Source organism: Ralstonia pickettii (genome assembly GCF_000607165.1).
GTDB lineage: Bacteria > Pseudomonadota > Gammaproteobacteria > Burkholderiales > Burkholderiaceae > Ralstonia > Ralstonia holmesii.
The window spans coordinates 931,249-953,306 of the sequence record NZ_JFZG01000006.1 but is presented as its reverse complement, the minus strand read 5'-3'; the positions used below and the strand labels follow the sequence as shown (position 1 = coordinate 953,306).

At 63.8% G+C, this 22,058-nt stretch carries 22 protein-coding genes and 1 tRNA gene; 5 read left to right on the top strand and 18 right to left on the bottom strand.

Annotated features, from left to right (window positions below):
• Positions 1–56: 56 nt before the first annotated feature.
• The 4 genes from BG83_RS0110735 to BG83_RS0110720 all read right to left on the bottom strand — a co-directional run bounded on the left by BG83_RS0110735 (position 57) and on the right by BG83_RS0110720 (position 3,627).
• A tRNA-Gln gene (locus BG83_RS0110735) sits at positions 57–133 on the bottom strand.
• Between the two features lie 50 nt (positions 134–183).
• A complete protein-coding gene (ispE, locus tag BG83_RS0110730; RefSeq protein ID WP_024976724.1) occupies positions 184–1,053 on the bottom strand; it encodes a 4-(cytidine 5'-diphospho)-2-C-methyl-D-erythritol kinase in 870 nt (289 codons plus the stop codon).
• A gap of 13 nt (positions 1,054–1,066) precedes the next feature.
• Complete coding sequence (lolB, locus tag BG83_RS0110725; RefSeq protein WP_024976723.1) at positions 1,067–1,690, bottom strand: lipoprotein insertase outer membrane protein LolB; 624 nt, start codon at positions 1,688–1,690, stop codon at positions 1,067–1,069.
• Complete coding sequence (locus BG83_RS0110720; protein ID WP_024976722.1) at positions 1,690–3,627, bottom strand: tetratricopeptide repeat protein; 1,938 nt, start codon at positions 3,625–3,627, stop codon at positions 1,690–1,692. The genes lolB and BG83_RS0110720 overlap by 1 nt, the downstream gene beginning before the upstream one ends.
• Positions 3,628–3,728: 101 nt before the next feature.
• On the opposite strand from BG83_RS0110720, the gene mutM reads away from it, so the two are divergent.
• From mutM to mutY, 3 genes are all read left to right on the top strand, one after another.
• The gene (gene mutM / locus BG83_RS0110715; RefSeq protein WP_024976721.1) at positions 3,729–4,604 is read left to right on the top strand and encodes a bifunctional DNA-formamidopyrimidine glycosylase/DNA-(apurinic or apyrimidinic site) lyase; all 876 of its coding nucleotides are present in this window, start codon (positions 3,729–3,731) and stop codon (positions 4,602–4,604) included.
• Between the two features lie 286 nt (positions 4,605–4,890).
• Positions 4,891–6,834 carry a dynamin-like GTPase family protein gene (locus tag BG83_RS0110710; protein ID WP_024976720.1) on the top strand — a complete coding sequence of 648 codons (1,944 nt, stop codon included), beginning with the start codon at positions 4,891–4,893 and terminating at the stop codon, positions 6,832–6,834.
• Between the two features lie 103 nt (positions 6,835–6,937).
• A complete protein-coding gene (gene mutY, locus BG83_RS0110705; protein WP_024976719.1) occupies positions 6,938–8,086 on the top strand; it encodes an A/G-specific adenine glycosylase in 1,149 nt (382 codons plus the stop codon).
• A 30-nt stretch (positions 8,087–8,116) separates the two neighbouring features.
• Here the strand turns inward: mutY and BG83_RS0110700 are convergent, their stop codons facing one another.
• The 12 genes from BG83_RS0110700 to BG83_RS0110645 form a co-directional block, all read right to left on the bottom strand.
• Positions 8,117–8,770: an LON peptidase substrate-binding domain-containing protein gene (locus BG83_RS0110700; protein WP_024976718.1), complete on the bottom strand. Its 654-nt coding sequence runs from the start codon at positions 8,768–8,770 to the stop codon at positions 8,117–8,119.
• Between the two features lie 101 nt (positions 8,771–8,871).
• On the bottom strand, positions 8,872–9,765 hold the full coding sequence (gene rapZ / locus BG83_RS0110695) for an RNase adapter RapZ (RefSeq protein WP_024976717.1): 894 nt from the start codon (positions 9,763–9,765) through the stop codon (positions 8,872–8,874).
• Positions 9,766–9,858: 93 nt separating this feature from the next.
• A complete protein-coding gene (locus BG83_RS0110690) occupies positions 9,859–10,200 on the bottom strand; it encodes a PsiF family protein (RefSeq protein ID WP_024976716.1) in 342 nt (113 codons plus the stop codon).
• A 185-nt stretch (positions 10,201–10,385) separates the two neighbouring features.
• Positions 10,386–11,360 (bottom strand): HPr(Ser) kinase/phosphatase, encoded by a 975-nt coding sequence (gene hprK / locus BG83_RS0110685; RefSeq protein ID WP_004633393.1) that lies wholly within the window; start codon positions 11,358–11,360, stop codon positions 10,386–10,388.
• Positions 11,361–11,433: 73 nt separating this feature from the next.
• A complete protein-coding gene (gene ptsN / locus BG83_RS0110680; RefSeq protein ID WP_024976715.1) occupies positions 11,434–11,889 on the bottom strand; it encodes a PTS IIA-like nitrogen regulatory protein PtsN in 456 nt (151 codons plus the stop codon).
• 346 nt (positions 11,890–12,235) lie between these two features.
• A complete protein-coding gene (gene hpf / locus BG83_RS0110675) occupies positions 12,236–12,589 on the bottom strand; it encodes a ribosome hibernation-promoting factor, HPF/YfiA family (RefSeq protein WP_024976714.1) in 354 nt (117 codons plus the stop codon).
• Positions 12,590–12,639: 50 nt separating this feature from the next.
• Complete coding sequence (locus tag BG83_RS0110670; RefSeq protein WP_024976713.1) at positions 12,640–14,151, bottom strand: RNA polymerase factor sigma-54; 1,512 nt, start codon at positions 14,149–14,151, stop codon at positions 12,640–12,642.
• 96 nt (positions 14,152–14,247) lie between these two features.
• Positions 14,248–15,036 (bottom strand): LPS export ABC transporter ATP-binding protein, encoded by a 789-nt coding sequence (gene lptB, locus BG83_RS0110665; protein WP_004633384.1) that lies wholly within the window; start codon positions 15,034–15,036, stop codon positions 14,248–14,250.
• Between the two features lie 30 nt (positions 15,037–15,066).
• The gene (gene lptA, locus BG83_RS0110660) at positions 15,067–15,654 is read right to left on the bottom strand and encodes a lipopolysaccharide transport periplasmic protein LptA (protein ID WP_024976712.1); all 588 of its coding nucleotides are present in this window, start codon (positions 15,652–15,654) and stop codon (positions 15,067–15,069) included.
• A 58-nt stretch (positions 15,655–15,712) separates the two neighbouring features.
• On the bottom strand, positions 15,713–16,345 hold the full coding sequence (lptC, locus tag BG83_RS0110655) for an LPS export ABC transporter periplasmic protein LptC (protein WP_024976711.1): 633 nt from the start codon (positions 16,343–16,345) through the stop codon (positions 15,713–15,715).
• Positions 16,346–16,349: 4 nt separating this feature from the next.
• On the bottom strand, positions 16,350–16,946 hold the full coding sequence (locus BG83_RS0110650; protein WP_024976710.1) for a KdsC family phosphatase: 597 nt from the start codon (positions 16,944–16,946) through the stop codon (positions 16,350–16,352).
• A gap of 16 nt (positions 16,947–16,962) precedes the next feature.
• Positions 16,963–17,946 (bottom strand): KpsF/GutQ family sugar-phosphate isomerase, encoded by a 984-nt coding sequence (locus tag BG83_RS0110645; RefSeq protein WP_024976709.1) that lies wholly within the window; start codon positions 17,944–17,946, stop codon positions 16,963–16,965.
• A 310-nt stretch (positions 17,947–18,256) separates the two neighbouring features.
• On the opposite strand from BG83_RS0110645, the gene BG83_RS0110640 reads away from it, so the two are divergent.
• Positions 18,257–20,236: a monovalent cation:proton antiporter family protein gene (locus BG83_RS0110640; protein WP_024976708.1), complete on the top strand. Its 1,980-nt coding sequence runs from the start codon at positions 18,257–18,259 to the stop codon at positions 20,234–20,236.
• Between the two features lie 9 nt (positions 20,237–20,245).
• Here BG83_RS0110640 and BG83_RS0110635 read toward each other — a convergent pair whose 3' ends face one another.
• Together BG83_RS0110635 and BG83_RS0110630 are read right to left on the bottom strand one after the other, a co-directional pair.
• Positions 20,246–20,650 carry a ribbon-helix-helix domain-containing protein gene (locus BG83_RS0110635; RefSeq protein ID WP_024976707.1) on the bottom strand — a complete coding sequence of 135 codons (405 nt, stop codon included), beginning with the start codon at positions 20,648–20,650 and terminating at the stop codon, positions 20,246–20,248.
• A 41-nt stretch (positions 20,651–20,691) separates the two neighbouring features.
• Entirely contained in the window at positions 20,692–21,270 is a 579-nt protein-coding gene (locus BG83_RS0110630; protein WP_024976706.1) for a DJ-1/PfpI family protein, read from the bottom strand.
• Positions 21,271–21,377: 107 nt separating this feature from the next.
• Between BG83_RS0110630 and BG83_RS0110625 the strand changes: the two genes are divergently transcribed.
• Positions 21,378–21,986: an adenine phosphoribosyltransferase gene (locus BG83_RS0110625; protein WP_045202521.1), complete on the top strand. Its 609-nt coding sequence runs from the start codon at positions 21,378–21,380 to the stop codon at positions 21,984–21,986.
• Positions 21,987–22,058 lie beyond the last annotated feature (72 nt).

The window sequence follows — 22,058 nt, the reverse complement described above, 5'->3', positions numbered from 1 at the left end:
CGCGCCGGTTAGTTAAAGCACCAACCGGGCTATTGCTGGAAACATGAGGAAGAAAATGGCAGGGGCGGAAGGATTCGAACCTACGCATGCCGGAATCAAAATCCGGTGCCTTAACCAGCTTGGCGACGCCCCTACACAACCTATTGGTTACCGCCTCCATTGCAGAGGCGATAACTGCAAACCTTACACAGCAAATCCTGCGAGCGGGTGATGCGTCAGACCTGCCGCATACCGACCTTCCCATTCGGAAGGCACCTGATCCGCTACCGCTTGCGCATGCTCGACGTTGTCGAACGGAGCAAACACGCAGGCGCCGGATCCGGTCATTCTTGCCAGAGGGCTGAATTGACGCAGCCAGACAAGTGCTCGGGCGATTTCGCCGTATTTCCTTTCCGCCACCGCTTGTAGGTCGTTGCGACCGTAAGCGAAAACAATTTGTTGGTCAGGAAAGTCCGTAATTATGGTGAGTGGCGTATCGCGTGTCAACCCTTCATCGGAAAAAATTGCGGGGGTGGGCACATGCACGCGTGGGTGAATCACCACGAAGGCAGCCGGCGGCAGCGTGACGGGCGTGAGTTCTTCGCCGATGCCCTCTGCGAAGGCGTTCTGGCCGAACACAAAGAAGGGCACGTCGGCGCCGAGCTTGAGACCGATCGCCATCAGTTGCGTGCGTGGCAGATCAAGGCCCCAGAGGCGATTGAGCGCGAGCAGCGTGGTGGCTGCATCGGACGAGCCACCGCCAATGCCACCACCCATCGGCAGACGTTTCTCGATGGCGATGTCGACGCCGTAGGTGCAGCCCGTTTCCGCTTGCAGCAGACGCGCGGCGCGGATGACGAGGTCATCATCGGCGGGCACGCCCGGAATATCGGTGATGCGCACGAGGCGGCCGTCGGTGCGGCGCGTGAAATGGAGCGTGTCGCACCAGTCGATCAACTGGAAGACGGTTTGCAGCAAATGGTAGCCATCGGGCCGGCGGCCGACCACGTGCAGGAAGAGGTTGAGCTTGGCGGGCGCAGGGCAATCACGCAGCTCGACGGGTACGGAAGACATGGCGAGCGAGGCGTTACTGGTCGAGCACGAGCCGCACCGAGAGCGGTCCGTTGGTGCCCTGCGGGCGATCAAGGTCGAGTCGGCGGATGCTGACCTTGGCGCCGTCGGAATTGTTTCCGTCGTCAGTCCAGGCGACGTAGTGGACAGTCCAGCCGTTCTGCTCGATGGTTTCGGGGCGCGATTGCGCATCACGTGCCACGCGTGCCGGTGTGCCTGGAGCGGGGCGGGCGCGCAGCCAGTCGCGCAGGCCGGAGACAGGCAGCGAAAAGCCGAGCGCATCCTGCATCAGCGTGTCGACTTCGGGGGCGCGGCGCGGCGGCTGGTTCGGCAGCTCAAGCGTGGCGCCCTGGTTGCTCTGGCTGACGATGGCCAGCGTCTGGCCCAGCGGCGACATCAGCTCAAGCTGCACGTCGGGTCCGCGCTCACGCCAGAGGAAGTTGCCGACGGCGCTTTGCTCGGCGTTGTTCTGCGTGTAACGGGCTGAGAAGCGACCCTGATAGCGCGTGATGGAGGCATCGGCGTCTTGCGTGTCGGCGAAGAGATCGTTAGCTGGCCGCAAGCTTGCGCAGCCGCTGAACAGCGCGCAGCCAGCGCCGAGCATCAGCGCGCCAAGCGCGCGCGTGAACCGCATCGCCATCAATTTGCACTCACGGGAACATTGGGCACCGGCTGACCGAAACGGCGCAGCGTGTCGCGCAGCGTGGTGTCGTTCACGTCGAGCTTGGACGCTTCGGTCCAGATCTGGCGCGCGTCGTCCTGCTTGCCCGATTGCCACAGCACTTCGCCCAGGTGCGCGCCGATTTCGGCTTGCGGGGCGGCAGCCCACGCCTTGCGCAGGATGTCTGTGGCAGCGGGCAGATCGCCGCGACGGTATTTGACCCAGCCCAGGCTGTCGGCGATGTAGGGATCATCCGGCGCCAGCGACACCGCTTTCTCCAGCAGCTCCTGCGCTTCCTGCAGGCGCACGTTGCGATCGGCCAGCGAATAGCCGAGCGCGTTGTAGCCGATGGCTTGGCCGGGGCGCAGGTCGATCACCTTGCGCAGCAGCGTTTCCATGTTGTCGTAGTGCCCGTCGTGCTCTTCGAGCATTGCCAGTTGGTACGTGTACTCGACGTTGTCCGGGTCGCTCTTGAGCAGCTCGTTGACGCGGGCCCGGGCGCGGCCGTAAGCCTTGGCGTCCATCAGCATGCCAATTTCTGCCTGGCGGATGCCGTCCATCAGGGCCTGGCGGCGCGGGCCGTCGGGCACGTCTTCGGAATCGGCGACGAGCTCGTCGAAGGTCTGTTGTGCCTCGTCGATGCGGCGCAGCTTGCCGAGCAACTGGCCGCGCTTGATGCCGGCTGCCAGCGCGGTCTGGCCATCGGCGTCGCCGTTGGCGGAACCGGTGATCTTGTCGACCCAGCCCAGCGCGCCGGCGTAGTCGCGTTTTTCCTCGGCCAACTGGGCGAGGCCCTGGTAGCCAGGTTCGGGGCTGAGGGTGGGCGACTTGGCGGTGGCCGTGACGTATTCCTTCAGGTAACGCTCGGCGTCATCGTACTGGCGCTGCTGCAGGTTCAGCAGGCCCAGTGCAAGCGTGATGCGCGCATCGTTGGGCGCGATCTTCTTGAGCGTTTCGAATTCAGCGCGCGCCTTGTCCTGCTGATTGCGCACGAGGTACATGCGTGCGAGCGCCAGGTGGCCATCGATGGAGGCTGGCGCGGCTTTCAGGAAACTGCGCAGGCCGGCGATGGCGGCATCGGGGTCGCCGTCGGCACGCAGTTCGGCAGCGAGGATGGCGGCGTCTTCATAACCGGGGCGCAGCTTGAGCGCGGTGTCCAGTTCCGTCAGTGCGCCGGGAACATCCTTGGCGGCAACCTTCGCGCGGGCCAAGGCCAGATGCGTTTCGGGGCGCTGCATGTCATGCGAGGCGATGCGCTGCAGCGCGCCTACGGCACCCGCCGGATCGCTGCTCTTGGACATCTGCTGCTGCAATTGCAGCAGGGCATCGGCACGCTGGCCGGGCGAGACCTTGTTCAACTGCGCCTGCAGCATCGGCTCGACTTCCGACCACTGGCCCGTCGCCACCAGCAAGAGCTGCTGCACCTGGCGTGCCGGCATGGACGTTGGCGACAGTTCCACCCACAGGCGCGAGGCGGTCAGCGCTTGCGCGGGGGAGCGCGTCAGAAACGCGATTTCCGTGGCGCGCTGGGCAAAGCGGGGGTCGCGCGTGTCCTGCGCGAGCGCGAGGTAGGTGCGGTACGCCGGCTCGACCAGCCCACGCTGCAGCGACACTTCCGATGCCAGCACGCGGTACATGATGTCTTCAGTAAGCGCGACGCGCGGCAGATCGGTGCGCTCCGAGCTCGGCAGGCCGGTGCGCGGGCGCGAGCGTTCAATCTGGATGGCTGCGCGACCGCCCGTACCGCCTTCCTGTGCCGCCTGGGCAAGGAGCGGGGCGCCAGCAACCGACTGCGACGACCAGGCCGGCAGGCTCGTCAGCCCTCCCGCCACCAGCGCGGCCAGAAGGGCCGTTCGGCTGCGCAGGAATCGCCGCGGGCGTTGCGTCGCGGGCGAACGGGAGAGGGCGTGAGGCATGGTCTCGAAGCTCCGGATGGGGGTTCGGGGCATTGTAGCCTGACCGCTACAATCGCCCGCATCGTAAAAAAGGTTGGAGCAGCACATGGGATGGAGGTTCGATGCCTGAGTTGCCGGAGGTCGAGGTCACTCGCCTGGGTTTGCTGCCGCATATTACGGGGCGACGTATCGTGCGCGCCGTGGTGCGCCATCACGGCTTGCGCTGGCCCATCGATCCGGCGTTGCCGGAGTTGCTCGCGGGCTTGACTGTCACGCGCTTGCTGCGCCGGGGTAAGTACCTGCTTATCGAATGCATGCCAGGGGTAAGTCAGTCCGCAAGCCACGCCGATGCCGCAGGTGGCTGGCTGCTGATTCACCTGGGCATGACCGGGACGTTGCGCGTGCTGGAGGCGCCCGTGGCGCCCGGCCCACACGATCACGTCGATATCGAACTCGCCGATGCAACCGGCGTATCCATCACACTGCGCTATCGAGACCCGCGCCGCTTTGGTGCCATGCTCTGGCACGCTGGGGACGAAGCCGGGTTGGCCGAACACCCGCTGCTGCGCAATCTCGGCATCGAGCCGTTCGATGCGCGGTTCGATGGTGACTGGATGTTCGCCCGCACGCGCGGGCGCCGGGTTGCCATCAAGTCGGCGCTGTTGGCCGGCGACATCGTGGTCGGTGTGGGCAATATCTATTGTTCGGAGAGCTTGTTTCGCGCCGGTATCCGGCCGACCACGGCGGCGGGCCGCATCAGCCGGCCACGCTATGCGGTGCTCGCCGAGGCCATTCGCGCTACGCTGGCCGATGCCATCGCGCGTGGCGGCAGCACGCTGCGCGACTTTGTCGGGTCAGACGGACAAAGCGGCTACTTCCAGCTCGAAGCCTTCGTGTACGACCGCGCTGGTCTGCCGTGCCGAGTGTGCGGCACGCCAATCCGGCAGATCGTGCAGGGGCAGCGCTCCACTTTCTACTGTCCGACCTGCCAGCGCTGATCGGTCTGCCAAGGGCATCGAAAGCCGCCTGAAAACGTGGCGCTGGAGCGATCTGGCCGCCATTTCGCAAGGTTTTTGAAGTGGGGTGTCCGGCCGCCGATGGCATCCCGCAACACTTGACTGCCCGGGCTGGGGAACCTTGTGGAAAGTTCGCCCGGAAGCTGGCGGTTCGCTGTATCGTTCCACCTAAATTTGTGCATTTCTGTGCCGTAATTGGGCGGAACAGCAATGTCGAGGGGCGCGCGCATTTTTCGCGGTCGGGTCGCGCACACAATAAGACAGAACGATGAACAACACACTGAGCACACAGTTCGAGCAGTACAGCGCCTGGCGCGCTTCGGTACTGCAGTCGGTGGGGGAATTCCAGGACTGGCTGCAAGCCCAGGAGCTGTACGACGCGCAAGCTGACATGCGCGCACAGCGCATCCGCGGCGTCCTGCGCAGCGACAAGCTCAAGGTCGCCTTCATTGCCGAGTTCTCGCGCGGCAAGAGTGAGCTGATCAACGCCATCTTCTTTGCGGACTTTGGCCGCCGCATCCTGCCATCGTCGGCGGGCCGGACCACGATGTGTCCGACCGAGCTGATGTACGACGAAAGCTATCCGCCGTCGATCCGCCTGCTGCCGATCGAGACGCGTCTGCATGACGCATCGACGGCCGATTTTCGCGATGCGGGCAGCCACTGGCTGTCGGTGCCGCTCGATCCGTCGTCGCCCGAGGGCATGCTCGAAGCATTCCGCCACGTGGTGGAAACCGTGCGCGTGCCCAAGGAAGAAGCCGAGCAGTTGGGTCTCTATAACGACGCCGATCCTGACGCCGCGTTCTCGGTGGATGCCGCTGGCACGGTCGAAGTGTCGAAGTGGCGTCACGCGATCATCAATTTCCCGCACCCGATGCTCAAGCAGGGACTGGTGATCCTGGACACCCCGGGCCTGAACGCCATCGGCACCGAGCCGGAACTGACGCTGCGCCTGATTCCGGATGCGCATGTCGTCGTGTTCGTGCTGGCAGCGGATGCCGGCGTGACCAAGAGCGACCTGGAACTGTGGCGCTCGCACGTGGGCGGTGGCCAGCGCAAGGGTTGCATCGCGGTGCTCAACAAGGTCGACGGCCTGTGGGATCCGCTCAAGTCCGAAGAGGAAGTCGAGAGCGAAGTCAGCCGCCAGATCATGACGACGGCGCAGGTGCTCGATATCGATGTCGAGCGCGTGTATCCGGTGTCGGCGCAGAAGGGGCTGGTGGCCAAGGTCAACCATGACCATGAGCTGCTGGCCAAGAGCCGGTTGCCGGAGCTGGAGTCGGTGCTATCGGATCAGTTGATTCCGCAGCGTCGCGAGATCGTGACCGAGCAGGTTCAACTGGCCGTGAAGGACATGGCCACCGGCGCGCAGCAACTGCTGCAGATGCGCCGCCGCGACATCGTCGAGCAGTTGTTCGAGCTGCGCGGCCTGCGCGGCAAGAACCACACGATGGTCAAGCACATGCTGATGCGCGTGCAGGGCGAGAAGGAAGAGTTCGAGCAGAGCATCGCCAAGTTTCAGGCGCTGCGTACGGTGTTCGGCCGGCACAGCGCAGAGATCATCAAGAGTGTGCAGCTCAAGCAGATCCGCTCGACGATGCGCGAAGCACGCGAGAAGATGAAGGAGCGCGTGTTCTCGCGCGGTCTGCGCGACGACATGGACAAGCTCTTCGGCCACCTGACGGGCCTGGTGCGCGATGCCGCTAACCGCATCGACCAACTGCACCAGATGGTCGATGGCATGTACAAGAAGTTCAACGCCGAGCACGGCTTCACGCTGTCGCCGCCGCTGCGCTTCCTGGGCACGCGCTACGACGCCGATCTGAAAGAGACGCTGATGCTCGCGCACAACCACTTTGGCGCGTTCAGCTTCCTGACGCGTCCGAAGCCGCAGCTCGTGCATGGTGCGTTCTCGACGGTGGCCAGCCGTGTGTTGGATACCTTCCAGGACATGAACCGTGACATCGAGATCTGGCTGAAGTCGGTCATGACGCCGCTTGAAGCACAGGTGCGCGATCACCAGAAGCAACTGCGCAAGCGCGTCGATTCGATCGAGCGCATTCATGAGGCGACCGATACGCTGGAAGCGCGCATCACCGAACTCGAAGCGCTGCTCAATACGCTGGATGAGCGCAGCGGCACGATCGCCCAATACACCGATCGCATTCTCGCGGCCGGAACGATTCTGGAGCGGCAGTCGTTCGCGGCTTGACGCATAGCGTTGTTCATGGAGAAAGCGCCTGTGGGCGCTTTTTTCGTTCTGGTAGGATCGCCGCCAGCGCGCATCTTCGGCTCGCCGTTTCCTCATCACACGCATGACCGCCACCCCTCGCCGCACGCGCCGCGCCGCGCAACCAGCTGCCGTATTGCCTTCGCTCTCCGATGATTTTGCCGTGCGCGTCATCGCATGGCAGCAGCGTCATGGCCGTCACCATTTGCCGTGGCAGAACACTGGCGACGCGTATCGCACGTGGCTGTCAGAGATCATGCTGCAGCAGACGCAGGTGAGCGCGGTGCTGGGCTACTACGCACGCTTCATCGAGCGCTTCCCGACCGTGCAGGCGCTGGCCGCTGCGCCTGCAGACGATGTGATGGCTGCGTGGGCCGGTCTCGGTTACTACACGCGTGCGCGAAACCTCCATCGCTGCGCGCAGATCGTGGTGGCGGAGCATGGCGGCATCTTCCCGCGCGATCCCGACGTGTTGGCGACGCTGCCGGGCATCGGCCGCTCGACCGCGGCGGCCATCGCAGCGTTTTCGTACGGCGTGCGCGCGGCCATTCTGGACGGCAACGTCAAGCGCGTGTTCGCGCGTGTGTTCGGCATCGACGGCTTTCCCGGCGACAAGCGTGTGGAAGACACCATGTGGCGCATTGCCGAAGCCGTGCTGCCGCCGGCCGAAGGCATTCAGCCGTACACACAGGGTTTGATGGACCTGGGGGCCACCGTTTGCACGCGCGGCAAACCGGCATGCCTGACCGGCGAACGGCCCTGTCCGCTCGAATCGCTATGCGAAGCGCGCAGTACTGATCGCGTGATGGAACTGCCCGTGCCGCGTCCGCGCAAGACGATACCCGAGCGTGCCGCGACACTTGTTATCGCCCTACACGCCGACGCGGTCCTGCTGCAGCGTCGTCCGCAACGCGGCATCTGGGGTGGGTTGTGGTCTTTGCCGCTGGTGGGCGAGATGGACGACGTGCTCGACGCGCATCCGTTGGAGGTGGGCACCGTGCGTCGTGCCGCGCAGGCATATGGCGCGGTCTCGACCGTGGAAATGGCTGGCGCGCTCACGCACACCTTCACGCATTTCCGCCTGCATATGCACTTGCTGCGCGCGGAGATCGCCACGCCCGTCGCGCTCAATGACGACTGGCGTTGGGTACCGCTCGCGCAACTCAATTCAGTGGGATTGCCTGCGCCGGTGAAGTTGGCGCTGGAGACGCTGGTGCAGCCAAGTCTGATCTAGCCAGACTGATCTGGCTCGGCTGAAGCAGCATCACAGAATGTGATGCTGCTTCATGTAGCGATGGACGATCTCGATGCGCATGCCGGCGTCCATCAGTTCCATCAGCTTCTGCTTGGCCTTGAGCGGCACCGGCAGCAGTTCGCACAATCGATTCGCGACCCAGCTCGGGCTGGACCACTCATAGGGTTCCGCCATCGGGACGTTGCCATCTTCGCGTGATCCGAGTGTGGTGATGATGCGGCGCAGGGCACCCACGCAATCGTCGAAAAGTTCGCCCTTGCAGTCTTCCACGTCTGCGCCGATGGGCTCGACCGTGCCGCGCATGAGGCCGTCGGGCGTAGTCTCGAACGACAGCACCTTGAAGCGCTGCGTGCCGCGCACCTTGATCATCAGCAGGCCGAGCTGCTCCATGTCGCACTCGACGATGTGGGCGATGCAGCCCACGTCGACCGGTACGGTCGTGCCGTCTGTGGTGGCCACTTCGTTGCCGCGCTCGATCAGGCAGACGCCGAACGGCGTCTTGTCGCGCAGGCACGTGCGCACCATATCGATGTAGCGGGCTTCGAAAATGCGCAGCGGGAGAAGGCCGCCGGGAAACAGCACCGTATGCAACGGAAACAGCGACAGCTCGGTGGGCAGCGGCGGCAGCGGCGAGAACGGTGAGAGAGCGATGTCTTCTTGCATGGACGGACTTTGAGCAGGCGGCAAGATTTTCGCGTGGTGCCGCGCAAGAAGCCGCATCCAAATGAGGCTGGCCGGCGCGCGGGCTGTGTCTGGCGCGCGGTTCAGCCGTCTACGGCCAATTCGCGGTGGCGGACCAACACATTACCATGCGCGCGAAAGTACGTGGCAAGCCGTTCCGCGATGTACACGGAACGATGCTGGCCGCCCGTGCAGCCGATCGCGACGGTCAGGTAGCTGCGGTTGTCGGCGATGAAACTCGGCAGCCACTTTTCCACGTAGGCGCGAATGTCCTCTGCCATCGCAAGCACCATCGGCTGGCTTTGCAGGAAATCGATGACGGGCTGGTCGCGCCCGGTGAGTGGGCGCAGTTGCGTGTCGTAGTAAGGGTTGGGCAGCGAACGCACGTCGAAGACGAGATCAGCATCGGTCGGCACGCCATGCTTGAAGCCGAACGATTCGAACATCAACGTGATGTCATGCGGCTCGTCGCTGATGAACTCTTTGATGTACGCGCGCAGGGCGTTCGTGCGCAGCGTGCTGGTGTCGATGCGATGCGCCGGATCGGCCAGCGGGCTGAGCAGCTCGCGCTCCATTTCGATCGCTTCGATGAGCGAGGTGTCGAGGCCTTTGGCAGCCGCCTGCACATTGGCGGCGGTATCAGGGCGGCCGTTACGGATCGACAGCGGATGCCGACGGCGCGTCTCGGAATAGCGCTGCACCAGCGCGTTCGTACTCGCTGTCAGGAACAGCATGCGCACGTCGTGTTCCTTGCGCAGCACGGTGACCGTCTCAGGCACCTTGCGCAGCGATTCACGGCTGCGGATGTCAGTGGCCACACCCAGATGCGTATAACCCTGGTCCGACAGATAGCGCGCCAGTTCGGGGATGAACTGCGCGGGCAGGTTGTCGACGCAATAGTATCCTGCGTCTTCGAGCACGTTCAGGGCGACCGATTTCCCTGAACCCGACATACCGGTGATGAGAATGATCCGCATGCCGCGAGGATAGCATCCCTGTATTGCAAAGCAGCGACCAGTAAAAAAGGCGACCGATCTGGCCGCCTTTTTTAAACGAAGCTAAAGGGATGCTCAGCCCTTCGAGAGGCACTCCTTCTGGGCGTTCTTGTAGGCGTCACCCTTCTTGCCCTTGTTGGCCTTGGAGCAGGCGGCCATCTTTTCCTGCTGCGTCATCGGTTTGGCGGCGGCAGCCGGCTTGTCAGAGAGGCAGCCTTTCATGAAAGCCTTGCGCTCGTCGCCCTTCTTGCCGGTGGCGTCCATGTTGCATTGCTTCATCTTTTCTTGCTGCGAATTCTTGGCTGCCGGAGCGGCAGCAGGTGCGGCCGGCGCAGCTGCCGGTGCGCTGCCTTGGGCGAAAGCCTGGCCGGCCAGGAATGGGAGCGCCAGGGCGCAAGCGGCAATCAGTTGTTTCATCGTCGTGTTCTCCTTGGGTACCGTCAGAAGAGCGGGCGAAGACAGCCACCGCGCTCGCGATGAACGCCGCCGCGTGCGTGCTCGGCGCATTCCCTCCCACAACGGAGAGGCCGCATGTCGGGTTGACGTTTCGCACCAAAAACTAGGGTAAACCGGCCCGACGGCGAAACTTTGTGGCGACTTTGTTAAAGCAGGCGACCCTGAGGCGAGTGCGAGGCGGCTTCGGCCTGCATGGCGGCGCGCTGGCGGTCCATGAAGTCGCGCAACGTATCGATGCCGCGCAGGCGCAGGATCGTGTTGCGTACGGCGGCTTCGACCAGCACGGCCAAGTTGCGCCCGGCAGCCACCTGGATCTTCACCATGTGGATAGGCAAACCGAGCACATCGAGGTACTGCGAATCGAGCGGCAGGCGCTCGAACTCGCCATCGTTGCGGCGCACGAGCTGGACGATCAGCTTGATCTTCATCTTCCGGCGCACAGCCGTCTCACCGAAGATCGTCTTGATGTCGAGCAGGCCCAGACCGCGCACTTCCAGCAGATTCTGCAGCAGCGGCGGGCAGCGGCCTTCAATGAAATCCGGCCCTAGGCGCACGAAATCGACTGCGTCATCGGCCACCAGACCGTGACCGCGCGAGATCAGCTCCAGGCCCAGTTCGCTTTTGCCCAGGCCCGAATCGCCCATGATCAGCACGCCCATGCCGAGAATGTCGAGAAATACCCCGTGCATCGTCACGCGCGGCGCAGAGATGCGCGACAGATACAAACGCAGATGATCAATGACCGCGGCCGACGAAATCGGTGACGTGAACAGCGGCGTGGACGAGCGGGTGCAGCGCAGCTCCAGGTCCGGCGGCGGATCCACGCCATCGGCCACGACCAGAAAGGGCGGCTCCAGCAGGATCAGCTCGCCCATCTGGCGCTTGCGGTTTTCTTCCGATAGGCGCTGGTAGTAGGTGATCTCGGGTTTGCCGAGCACCTGGATGCGATTCGGGTGGATGAGGTTCAAGTGCCCGACCAGGTCCGCCGCAGATGTCGCTTCCTTGGCGAAATCCACGTCGAACGCGCGGTCCGCGCCCTCCAGGCCGGCGACCCACGACAGCTTCAGATCGGCTGCGTTGTCGTCAAAGATCGATTGGGCGATGACGCCGGTCAGTTCCATAGCAGGGCACAGTGGTGCCGACGGGGCATAGCGCGCTCGCAATCGGTTGCGCTTGCCACCGATTGCGCTGCGATCAGGGCCGCCACTCGGTCAGTAGCTGGTGAATCGCCTCGGGCGACGGCAGGGTGGCGAGGCCTTCGCGCATGTCACGGTCGGACAGCAGTTGGGCGATTTCAGAGAGGATTTCCAGATGCTGCTGGGTGGCCTGTTCGGGTACCAGCAGAAAGATCAGTAGCGAGACAGGCTTGCCGTCCGGTGACTCAAAAGGCACCGGCTCGGACAGACGCATGAATGCAGCCAGCGGTTGCTTGAGCCCCTTAATACGGCCATGCGGAATGGCCACGCCGGCTCCCAGGCCTGTGGAGCCAAGCGACTCGCGCGCAAACAGGTTGTCGGTGACGACTGCGCGCGTCATGCCGTGGTTGTTCTCGAACAGCAGGCCAGCCTGTTCAAATACCCGCTTTTTGCTGGTTACGCTGACGTCGAGGGCGATGTTCCCGGGCGGCAGCAGTTTGGCCAAGCGATTCATGTGCAATGCGTGAAATGAGCGGCATCCTTCTGCACCAAGATGGCGCGCGGACAATGAGATCATTATAGACCACGTGTCGCGCGGCTTTGTGCGGCGCACCAGCGGTGCACCACGCAGGGCAGAGAAGCGAATCCCCCAGGGCTGCAATCAGCCGGTGCCGGCAATGTGCGCGCGGCATCGACCCTGTTTTTGCCAGCATCGCGTCAAAAGCCGCGCCACGCCAGCATTCATACTTTCGTCAGATTTTAGCCCGACTTAAATCCGTTGCAATCGGATTCGTCACGAATGCACCACGGCATAAAAAAACCGCGCCAACTCGGGGCGCGGTTTTTGCGGTGCCGTCCTGCTATTGCTGCATCTGCACGGCCTGGAGGGCTTGGTGCTTCATGCTGTCACGGTCGTGCCCCTGCACGCGGTCCTTGTACTTGATCACTTGCCTGTCCAGTTTATCGACGAGTAGGTCGATGGCCGCATAAAGATCTTCATGGTGTGATTCGACGAAGACATCCTTACCCTTGAGGTGCAGGTTGATTTCCGCGTACTGACGCCGATCCTTCTCCTTGTGGTTATCGACCGATAGCAACACGCTGACGCCAATCACCTGATCGAAGTGCCTGATCACACGCTCCAGTTTCGTTTCCACGTACTCACGCAAAGCGGGCGTGATGTCCAGGTGGTGTCCACTGAGTTTGAAGTTCATAGCGGTTCTCCTTCTCAAGATGAGCCGCACCGGAACTGCCCGCGATGCGGCTATAAAGACTTGCGCAAATTCACTGCAGGGATCTTGAGGGCTTCGCGGTATTTGGCCACCGTCCGACGGGCCACCACGAATCCTTGTTCGCCTAACAGCTCGGCAATTCTGCTATCGGACAGAGGATTCTTCGGGTCTTCGGCTCCTACAAGTTGCTTGATGAGCGCGCGTATCGCGGTGGATGACGCGGCCCCGCCGGTTTCCGTCGATACATGGCTGCCGAAGAAGTACTTCAACTCGAACGTCCCCATCGGGGTCGCCATGTATTTGTTGGTTGTCACACGGGAGATCGTGGACTCGTGTAGACCCAGTGTATCGGCTATTTCCCGCAAAACCAAGGGGCGCATGGCGATTTCGCCGTGCGTGAAGAAGCTCTTTTGACGCTCGACAATGGCTTGCGAGACACGCAGGATCGTATCGAAGCGCTGCTGAATGTTCTTGATCAGCCAACGGGCTTCCTGCAGCTTCTGCTGCAGATTGGCGGCGCCCGATTCACCGCGGCTGCTGCGCAGGATCTGCGCGTACATGTCGTTGATGCGCAGGCGCGGCATGACGTCGGGGTTCAGTTGCGCCATCCAGCCTGCGCTTGTCTTGCGCACGATCACGTCAGGCACCACGAAATCAGCTTCCGCGCGACCGAATGCATGACCCGGGAACGGCGCCAGTGAACGAATCAGCTCATGCGCTGCCTTCAATGCTGGTTCGTCGACGGACAGTGCCTTCTTCAGACGCGTGTAGTCGCGCGCGGCTAGCAGTTCGAGATGCTGATTGACGATGATGAGCGCCAGCGCTTTCGCAGGCGAATCGAGCCGGTGCAATTGCAGTGACAGGCACTCGGCGGCTGAGCGCGCGCCGACACCGGGCGGATCAAAGCTCTGCAGCATGCGCAGCGCGGCTTGCAGCTCGTCCAGTTCGACTTCGAGTTCGGCGGGCAGATCCGCGAGGATTTCGTCGAGCGTGCCCGAGAGATAACCTTCGTCGTCGAGCGATTCGATCAGAAAGATGACGAGGCCTTTGTCGAGCATCGACAGCTTGAGCGGCGCGAGTTGTTCCATAAGGAATTCGCGCAGGCTTTGTTCGGCTTCGCGCAACTGCAGCGGGGCGCGGTCGTCTTCGTCGGATTGCGGTTTGCGGGCGAAGTCGTCAAGGCTCCAGTCGGAGCGGTCGGAGCCGTAATCGCTGTCGAAATCGGCGCCGCTGTCGTGACCGTTCTCGTAGCTGCTGTCCGAGCTGTCGCTGCTGTCGGCACCGTTGGGTGCGGGCGGGGGCGATTCGGTGGGCAGGGGCGTGGCGGTGTTGCTTTGCAGCGCGTTGACGGAACCGTCAGAGCCAATGCGAGCGGACGTGTCAAGCCACTCGTTTTCCCGCTCCAGCAGCGGGTTTTCGGTCAGGGCCTGCTCAACTTCTTGTTGCAGTTCGATGGTCGACAGCTGCAGCAGCCTGATCGATTGCTGCAACTGCGGCGTGAGCGCGAGATGCTGAGAGAGACGGAGCTGGAGCGACTGTTTCATGCGGGCTATTCTATGCCCAACACTCGGTCGATGGAACGGATTTTGCTTTAAGGTGCGGCTTTGCCACGTCCTTAAGGCGTAGGCGTGCGGTGTGGCTTACATCCGGAAGTTATCGCCCAGATACACCTTGCGTACATCCTCGTTCTCGATGATCTGTTCCGGCATGCCCGCAGCCAGCACGGTGCCTTCGCTGATGATATAGGCGTGATCGCAGATGCCCAGCGTTTCTCGCACGTTGTGATCGGTGATCAGCACGCCGATATTGCGGTCTTTCAGGAAGCTGACGATGCGTTGAATCTCGCCCACCGCGATCGGATCGACGCCGGCAAACGGTTCATCGAGCAGGATGAAGCGCGGCGATGAGGCCAGCGCGCGGGCAATCTCCACGCGGCGGCGTTCACCACCCGATAGGGACAGCGCAGGGTTGTCGCGCAGGTGGGCGATCTGCAAGTCGTCGAGCAGGCCGTCAAGGCGGCGGTTGACTTCGTCTTGCGAGAGCTTCTTGCCGTTCTGTTCCTGCAGTTCGAGCACCGCGCGGATGTTTTCCTGCACGTTGAGCTTGCGGAACACCGACGCTTCCTGCGGCAGATACGACAGGCCCATGCGCGCACGCTGGTGGATCGGCAGGCGGCTGATGTGTTCGCCGTCGAGCACGATGTCGCCGGCGTCCAGCGCCACCAGGCCGACGATCATGTAGAAAGAGGTCGTCTTGCCCGCGCCGTTGGGGCCGAGCAGGCCGACCACCTCGCCACTTTTCACGTCAAGCGACACGTCCTTGACCACCGTGCGCGTGCCGTAGCGCTTCTTCAGATGGCGGACGACCAGCGTGCTGGACGTCGTGGCCTGCGGCGCTGCAGTTTTGGGGGCGAGGGTGGTGGCAGACATAAGCGAAACAGAAAAGACAGGCAGTACAGATCAGGGCTTGGCGGCCGGGGTAGATGCCGGCGCGGCAGGTGTGCTTGTGCGCGGTGCGAGAACGGCGCGCACGCGGCCCGACGGATTGGCGGAGGTGGCGTTTTCCGCGCCGCCCGAGGCCGTGTAGAACTCCTTCTGTCCATCGTACGTGATGACCGCGCCGCGGATCTCGTCGAGCTGCGTCGCGCCTTGCAGGCGCTCCATGCGTGCGCGGCTGATCAGCTTGGAAATCTCTTGCTTGCCGTCGTATTCGATGCGCTCGCCCCAACCCTGGATGTATTCGTCGACGTTGTCCCGCTTCTGGCGAATGAAGGCGAGATTGCCGGGCTTGGATGTGGCGACGGCGTAGTTGTAGCCCTCGGGATCGGTCCGCAGATCGGCCTCGTCGGAGCGCAGCACCATGGTGCCCTTGGTCAGCACTACGTTGCCGGTCAAGTGATAGACCTGCTTCAGATCGTCGTAGCTGGCGTTGTCGGCTTCGAGTACGAGCGGCTTGTCGCGGTCGGCGCGCTCGGCGTGCGCGGGCAGGGCCGGTAACAGCAGCGCAGCGACGATGGCGAGGCCGGCAGCACGGAGGGAGTCAGTCATGGGGATCACGTCGGAGAAGGGCGCGGTCGGTGGGCGTTGTCAGGTTCGGGGGCAGAGTTTACTGCTTCGGCGCCCCCAGCCCTTCGATTCGGCCGCGCACGTTGCCAAGCAATTGTACTTGGCGCGTCACGTTGTTGAAGGTGAGGCCGTTGGCGTTCATGATCGACGGCCCCCGGTGCAGCTCGACCGGCTTGTCGGTACGCACGATGTCGTCGTTGAGCAGCACCTGGAAGTACGTCGAATCGGCCGTCATCAGCGGGTCCTGGCGGGCGTCGGGGCCCTGCGCGCGGATGACCTTGGCGTTGTTGTACAGATCAACGATGGTGCCGTCGCCGTTCATCTTGCCAAGGTCTGCACGGGCGGTGACCTGCGGGCGATCGGGCGCATAAACGCGCAGTGCGGGATACGTGACGTCGTAGGTCAGGTCGTCCTCATAGTGATTCATGTGGACGCCGGTGAAGCGGTATTTGGTCGTGCCGGTCTCGTCCAGGGCAGTGGCCGAGATGCCGTCCATGGTGTAGTCAGCGATGTGGCGCTTGGGCTGGGTGGCGGCTTCGTCGGTTTGTGGCGTATTGACCTGCACGAGCAGGAACGTGACGCCGCAGACGATCGCCATCAGCAGGATCGGCAGCCCGCGCAGCATGACCTGCAGCACGGTGGAGACGAGGCGTTGGGAGCGTTCGCTGGCCATGGAGTCAGAAGGATTGCGGGGCCTGCAGCAGTTGCGCAAGCAGGGCGTCATAGGCGCCTTGAGCCTTGAGGATCAGGTCGGCCACTTCCCGCACGGCGCCACGTCCTCCCGTAGCCTGGGCGACGTAGTGGGCGCGGCTGCGCAGTTCGGCATGGGCCTGGGCGGGGCAGGCGGTAAAGCCCACCATCGTCATTACCGGCAGGTCGGGCCAGTCGTCGCCCATGTAGCCGGCGTCGGTGGCCTGAAGTTGCGTGGCAGCCAGCAGGCGGGCAAATGCCTCGCGCTTGTCGGCTACGCCTTGGTACAGATGTTCGATGCCGAGTTCCCCGGCGCGCCAGGCTACGATTTCGGATTGCCGTCCGGAGATGATGGCCGTGGTGACGCCGGCCTGTGCCAGCAGCTTGATGCCGTGGCCGTCGAGCGTGTCGAACGCCTTGCTGATTTCACCCTCAGGGCCGACAAGCAGGCGGCCGTCGGTCAGCACGCCATCCACATCGAACACCATCAGACGCACACGCGCGGCGCGTTCCATTGCCTGCGGAAAGCGTGCGTCGATGTTGCTGTGGACGCTGTCGGTGGGAAATGGGGCCGGAGTGATCATCAGTGGCGTGGGCGGGTCAGATGACCTTGGCCCGCGTCAGGTCGTGGATGTGCAGCGCGCCGACCAGCAGGCCGGCGGCATCGACCACCAGCAACTGGTTGATGCGGTGCGTTTCCATGACTTCGACGGCTTCAACGGCGAGCTGGTCGGGGCCGACCGAGCGCGGGTTGCTGTGCATGACCTCGTGGATGGGCACGGTGCGCCAGTCGCGCGGGGTTTCGAGCAGGCGGCGCAGGTCGCCGTCGGTGAACACGCCCACGGCGCGGCCTTGGGCATCGACCACGGCGGTCATCGCCATGCCCTTGCGGGTGATTTCCATCAGCGCCTGCGACAGCGACGTGTCTTGGTCCACGCGGGGGATGGCGTCGCCGGCGCGCATGACGTCACGCACGTGCGTTAGCAGCTTGCGGCCGAGCGATCCGCCCGGATGCGAGCGTGCGAAGTCTTCTGCACCGAAGCCGCGTGCGTCGAGCACGGCCACGGCCAGCGCATCGCCCAGCGCGATCTGCGCGGTGGTGCTGGCGGTGGGAGCAAGGTTCAGCGGGCAGGCTTCGACATCGACATGCGAGTTGAGCACCACGTCGGCGTGCTTGCCGAGCGAGGACTCCGGGTTGCCCGTGACGGCGATCAGCTTGGCGCCCATCCGCTTGACCAGCGGCAGGATGACGTTCAGCTCCGACACTTCGCCGGAATTGGAAAAGCCGATGAAAACGTCGTCGCGGGTGACCATGCCGAGATCGCCATGGCTGGCTTCGGCCGGGTGCACGAAGAAGGCCGGCGTGCCGGTCGAGGCCAGCGTGGCGGCAATCTTGCGCGCCACGTGGCCCGATTTGCCCATGCCGGACACGACGACACGGCCGGTGCAGCCGAGCACCATTTCGACCGCGCGCGCAAAGTCGGCGGACACCTGGGTTTTGAGACCGAGTACGGCTCGCGCTTCGATGTCGAAGGTTTGCTGCGCTAGCGCAAGCGCTCGGTCCGGATTGAAATTCGCTATCATGGCGGCGAAGTATAACAACGATTGACACAGTCCTCGGCCGCTGGCGGCGCGTTGGGACTTGACTTGCGGGGAGTGGGCGGAGCGTGCGGGCGCTCCGTTTTGCTGCGCCGCGGCATTCGGCTTCCAAATCACTTTCTTCCCGTCGCCACGCCGTCATTTTTTGCTCTGCGGCGTCTCGCGTATCGCGTTCTTCGTTTATATCCTGGCATCGGTCTTGCAGCGCCTGCGTGCTCGCTTGCGCACGCACCGTCTTGATGCGCGGCATCCGGCCCTCCTGTCCAACCCCTTTCGATTGGTTTTTTCGCGTCGCATGCATTCGCCGCTGGAACTCACCCTCGTGTTGCTGGCCGCCGCCGTGATCGGCGTGGTGCTGTTCCGGATGCTGCAATTGCCGCCGATGCTGGCATACCTCGTGGTGGGCGTCCTCATCGGGCCGAAGGCGACAGGGCTGGAATCCGATACGGCGCAGACGCGCTACCTGGCGGAATTCGGGGTGGTCTTCCTGATGTTCTCGATCGGGCTGGAGTTCAACCTCTCCAAGCTGCGTTCGATGCGGCGGCTGGTGCTGGGGCTCGGGGCGTCGCAGGTGGGACTGACCATCCTGCTCACGATTCCCGTTTCGATGGTGCTGTCCCACTGGTACCCGCTGTCTTGGCAGGCAGGCCTGGCACTGGGCGGCGCGTTGGCCATGTCTTCCACGGCCATCGTCTCAAAAATGCTGGCCGAGCGTCTGCAGCTCGAGACCGAGCACGGCCGCAACATCATCAGCGTGTTGCTGTTCCAGGATCTGGCGGTCGTGCTGTTGCTGATCGTGGTGCCGTCATTGGGCAAGAACCCAACGGACCTCGTGCTAGCGCTGTCCATTGCCGCGCTCAAGATCACCGTCGCGCTGGTGCTGATCCTGTTTCTGGGGCAGAAGCTGCTGTCGCGCTGGTTCCACCTCGTGGCGGCGCGGCGCTCGCAGGAGCTGTTCATGCTGAACCTGCTGCTGGTCACGCTGGGCATGGCGGCGCTGACGGAGCGGCTGGGCCTCTCGATGGCGCTGGGCGCATTCCTGGCCGGCATGCTGGTGTCGGAAACGCCGTACAAGCTGCAGGTGGAAGAAGACATCAAGCCGTTCCGCGACGTGCTGCTGGGGCTGTTCTTCGTGACGGTCGGTATGCTGCTGGACCCGCGCGTGGTCTTCGAGCACTGGGCGCTGGTGCTGGGGCTGGTGATGGCGCCGGTGCTGTTCAAGTTTGTGTTGATTGCGCTGCTGGCGCGGGCCTTCGGTTCAGGTGGCGGTGCGGCGATCCGTACGGCCCTGGGGCTGGCGCAGGCCGGTGAGTTCGGCTTCGTGCTGCTGAACCAGATTGACGGCATGAGACTGATCGACCCGCTGCTCGGCCAGGCGATCCTGGCGGCGATGCTTTTGTCGATGCTGCTGGCGCCGTTCCTGATCCAGTACAGCGACGTGATTGCCATGCGGCTGTCGCGCACGGACTGGCTGATGCAATCGCTGGCCATGACCAAGATTGCCGCGCAGAGCATTGCCACCGAGCGCCACGTCATCATCTGCGGCTACGGGCGCAGCGGCCAGAATCTGGCGCATATGGTGGAGCAGGAAGGCATCGGCTATGTCGCGCTCGATCTGGACCCCGACCGCGTGCGCGAGGCTGCGGCCGCGGGCGAGCACGTCGTCTATGGCGACGCGGCGCGGCGCGAGTCGCTGGTGGCCGCCGGTATCCACCGCGCAGCGGCGGTCGCCATTACCTATGCCGATACGGCTTCAGCATTGAAGGTGCTGCACCACGTGCAGGCGCTGGAGCCGACCCTGCCCGTGATCGTGCGCACCATCGACGATGCCGACCTGGATCGCCTGCAGCAAGCCGGCGCCACCGAGGTCGTCCCCGAGATCATCGAAGGGAGCCTGATGCTGGCCTCACACGCGCTGGTGCTGCTGGGCGTGCCGCTGCGCCGCGTGGTGCGCCGTGCGCAGGAGATGCGCGATGCACGCTACAGCCTGCTGCGCGGCTACTTCCATGGTCAGGATGACGAGGAGGACATGCTCGAGCGCGACGCCGTGCGCCTGCACTCGGTGCCGTTGGTCAAAGGCTCGCCTGCCATCGGCCATAAGCTCGGCACGATGGGGCTGGAAACGTTCAAGACGTCGGTCACGGCGATTCGGCGCCAGGGCATTCGCGCGCTCGATCCCGATCCAGATACGGTGCTGGAGCTGGGCGATATCGTTGTGCTGCGCGGCACACCCGAGGGGCTGCAGATGGCCGAGGAGCGGCTCTCGCCGCGTTGATGCCAGCGCTTACTTGATGAACGTTTCCAGTAGCGGCCCGCGCGAGCGGCGCGGCGGTGGGGCATCGGCCATGTTGGCCGGCAGGCCATCCAGCACCGCCGCGGCATCGAGCGAGCTGATCGACACCCGCGTATCGGCCGGAATGCGCCCCTCCTGCTTCAGCATGAGATAGCGCAGGCAGCAGACGCGTAGGAACGACGCGAAGTTCGCCACCTCGCCGCGACGCTCGAACAACTCGTCGTAAAGCTTGCTGATGAGCTGGTTGACCGTCAGGCCATCGCGCTGGCCAATCTCTTCGAGCACCTCCCAGAACAGGCACTCCAGCCGCACGCTGGTCGCCACGCCGTGCAGGCGTAGCGAACGCGCGAGGCTGTCGTAGGAATGGGGATTGGCGCGGATGAAGATTTCGCACATGGCCGGGGGCTCCTGGGGCGCCCGGCGTGCGGGCAACCGAATCAGTGTAGAACCCGCGTGCCCAGGACTTCAAGAAACTGTGCCAACCACGCCGGATGTGCCGGCCAGGCGGGCGCCGTGACCAGCTTGCCGTCGGTGTGGGCCTGGTCGACGGGGATGTCCTTGAAGGTGCCGCCCGCCGCCGTGACTTCGGGGCCACATGCCGGATATGCCGAGCACGCCTTGCCTTCCAGCACACCCGCCGCCGATAGCAGCTGTGCACCGTGGCAGATGGCCGCGATGGGTTTGTCCGCATGGGCGAAGTGCCGCACGACATCAAGCACGCCGGCGTTCAGTCGCAGGTATTCGGGCGCGCGGCCGCCGGGCACGACAAGTGCGTCATACGCTGCCGGGTCGATGTCGGCGAAGGTGGCGTTGACGGTGAAGCGATGGCCGGGTTTTTCGGAGTACGTCTGCGCGCCTTCGAAATCGTGAACGGCGGTCGCGACGGAATCGCCAGCGCGCTTGTCCGGACAGACGGCGTGCACCGTGTGGCCGACCATCTGCAGCGCCTGGAAGGGGACCATGACTTCGTAGTCCTCCACGTAGTCGCCGACCAGCATCAGAATTTTCTTTGCCATCGCCGCGTCTCCTGTATGGTTGGGGTTTGCCCATTGTGGTTCGGCGCCATTCGGCCCGGGTGGTAGCCCATTACCGCAGACCACGTTCCTGCTTTCCTGTTTTTGCCATGAACCAAGTTCCTCCTCACCAGGCGGCGCTGCTGACGCCGTCGTCCATTCCCGCTTCCACCGAATTGGGCGATGTATCGCGTTACCTGCGCGACCGCATCCGCACGGTGCCGGATTGGCCGCAGGCCGGGGTCATGTTTCGCGATATCACGCCGCTGCTGCAGGACCCGAAGAGCCTGCGCGTGCTGGTGGACGTGTTCGTCCATCGCTACATGGGGCAGGGGCTGAATCTGGTGGCGGGCATCGATGCGCGCGGATTCATCCTCGGCTCAATCGTGGCGTATGAGCTGAACCTCGGATTTGTGCCGATCCGCAAGAAAGGCAAGCTGCCGTTCAACACGGTGGCCGAGGAGTACATGCTCGAATACGGCAGCGCGACGGTGGAAATCCACGCCGATGCCTGCAAGCCCGGCGATCGCGTCCTGTTGATCGACGACCTGATCGCCACCGGCGGCACCATGATGGCCGGCAAGCGTCTGCTTGAACGGCTGGGCGCGACAGTGGTGGAGGGCGCGGCGATTGTTGACCTGCCCGAATTGGGCGGCTCGCAATTGCTGATCGATGGCGGGCTGCCGCTCTTCACGGTCTGCCGCTTTGATGGGCACTGAGCCGCCCCCACTGCCTTTGCGTGATGCGCGAGTCGCATACGCTCATGTGACAAAAGTATGACGTTCTACTGC

What these genes read in the sequence shown, in the direction of transcription:
- BG83_RS0110690 (WP_024976716.1), bottom strand. Translation starts at nt 10,200, where the DNA reads ATGAAACAACTGATTGCCGCTTGCGCCCTGGCGCTCCCATTCCTGGCC.
- mutM (WP_024976721.1), top strand. Translation starts at nt 3,729, where the DNA reads ATGCCTGAGTTGCCGGAGGTCGAGGTCACTCGCCTGGGTTTGCTGCCG.
- rapZ (WP_024976717.1), bottom strand. Translation starts at nt 9,765, where the DNA reads ATGCGGATCATTCTCATCACCGGTATGTCGGGTTCAGGGAAATCGGTC.
- BG83_RS0110710 (WP_024976720.1), top strand. Translation starts at nt 4,891, where the DNA reads ATGAACAACACACTGAGCACACAGTTCGAGCAGTACAGCGCCTGGCGC.
- BG83_RS0110630 (WP_024976706.1), bottom strand. Translation starts at nt 21,270, where the DNA reads ATGGCAAAGAAAATTCTGATGCTGGTCGGCGACTACGTGGAGGACTAC.
- lolB (WP_024976723.1), bottom strand. Translation starts at nt 1,690, where the DNA reads ATGGCGATGCGGTTCACGCGCGCGCTTGGCGCGCTGATGCTCGGCGCT.
- BG83_RS0110720 (WP_024976722.1), bottom strand. Translation starts at nt 3,627, where the DNA reads ATGCCTCACGCCCTCTCCCGTTCGCCCGCGACGCAACGCCCGCGGCGA.
- hprK (WP_004633393.1), bottom strand. Translation starts at nt 11,360, where the DNA reads ATGGAACTGACCGGCGTCATCGCCCAATCGATCTTTGACGACAACGCA.
- BG83_RS0110650 (WP_024976710.1), bottom strand. Translation starts at nt 16,946, where the DNA reads ATGATCACTCCGGCCCCATTTCCCACCGACAGCGTCCACAGCAACATC.
- ispE (WP_024976724.1), bottom strand. Translation starts at nt 1,053, where the DNA reads ATGTCTTCCGTACCCGTCGAGCTGCGTGATTGCCCTGCGCCCGCCAAG.
- mutY (WP_024976719.1), top strand. Translation starts at nt 6,938, where the DNA reads ATGACCGCCACCCCTCGCCGCACGCGCCGCGCCGCGCAACCAGCTGCC.
- BG83_RS0110645 (WP_024976709.1), bottom strand. Translation starts at nt 17,946, where the DNA reads ATGATAGCGAATTTCAATCCGGACCGAGCGCTTGCGCTAGCGCAGCAA.
- lptC (WP_024976711.1), bottom strand. Translation starts at nt 16,345, where the DNA reads ATGGCCAGCGAACGCTCCCAACGCCTCGTCTCCACCGTGCTGCAGGTC.
- lptA (WP_024976712.1), bottom strand. Translation starts at nt 15,654, where the DNA reads ATGACTGACTCCCTCCGTGCTGCCGGCCTCGCCATCGTCGCTGCGCTG.
- BG83_RS0110635 (WP_024976707.1), bottom strand. Translation starts at nt 20,650, where the DNA reads ATGTGCGAAATCTTCATCCGCGCCAATCCCCATTCCTACGACAGCCTC.
- ptsN (WP_024976715.1), bottom strand. Translation starts at nt 11,889, where the DNA reads ATGAATCGCTTGGCCAAACTGCTGCCGCCCGGGAACATCGCCCTCGAC.
- lptB (WP_004633384.1), bottom strand. Translation starts at nt 15,036, where the DNA reads ATGTCTGCCACCACCCTCGCCCCCAAAACTGCAGCGCCGCAGGCCACG.
- BG83_RS0110670 (WP_024976713.1), bottom strand. Translation starts at nt 14,151, where the DNA reads ATGAAACAGTCGCTCCAGCTCCGTCTCTCTCAGCATCTCGCGCTCACG.
- BG83_RS0110700 (WP_024976718.1), bottom strand. Translation starts at nt 8,770, where the DNA reads ATGCAAGAAGACATCGCTCTCTCACCGTTCTCGCCGCTGCCGCCGCTG.
- BG83_RS0110625 (WP_045202521.1), top strand. Translation starts at nt 21,378, where the DNA reads ATGAACCAAGTTCCTCCTCACCAGGCGGCGCTGCTGACGCCGTCGTCC.
- BG83_RS0110640 (WP_024976708.1), top strand. Translation starts at nt 18,257, where the DNA reads ATGCATTCGCCGCTGGAACTCACCCTCGTGTTGCTGGCCGCCGCCGTG.
- hpf (WP_024976714.1), bottom strand. Translation starts at nt 12,589, where the DNA reads ATGAACTTCAAACTCAGTGGACACCACCTGGACATCACGCCCGCTTTG.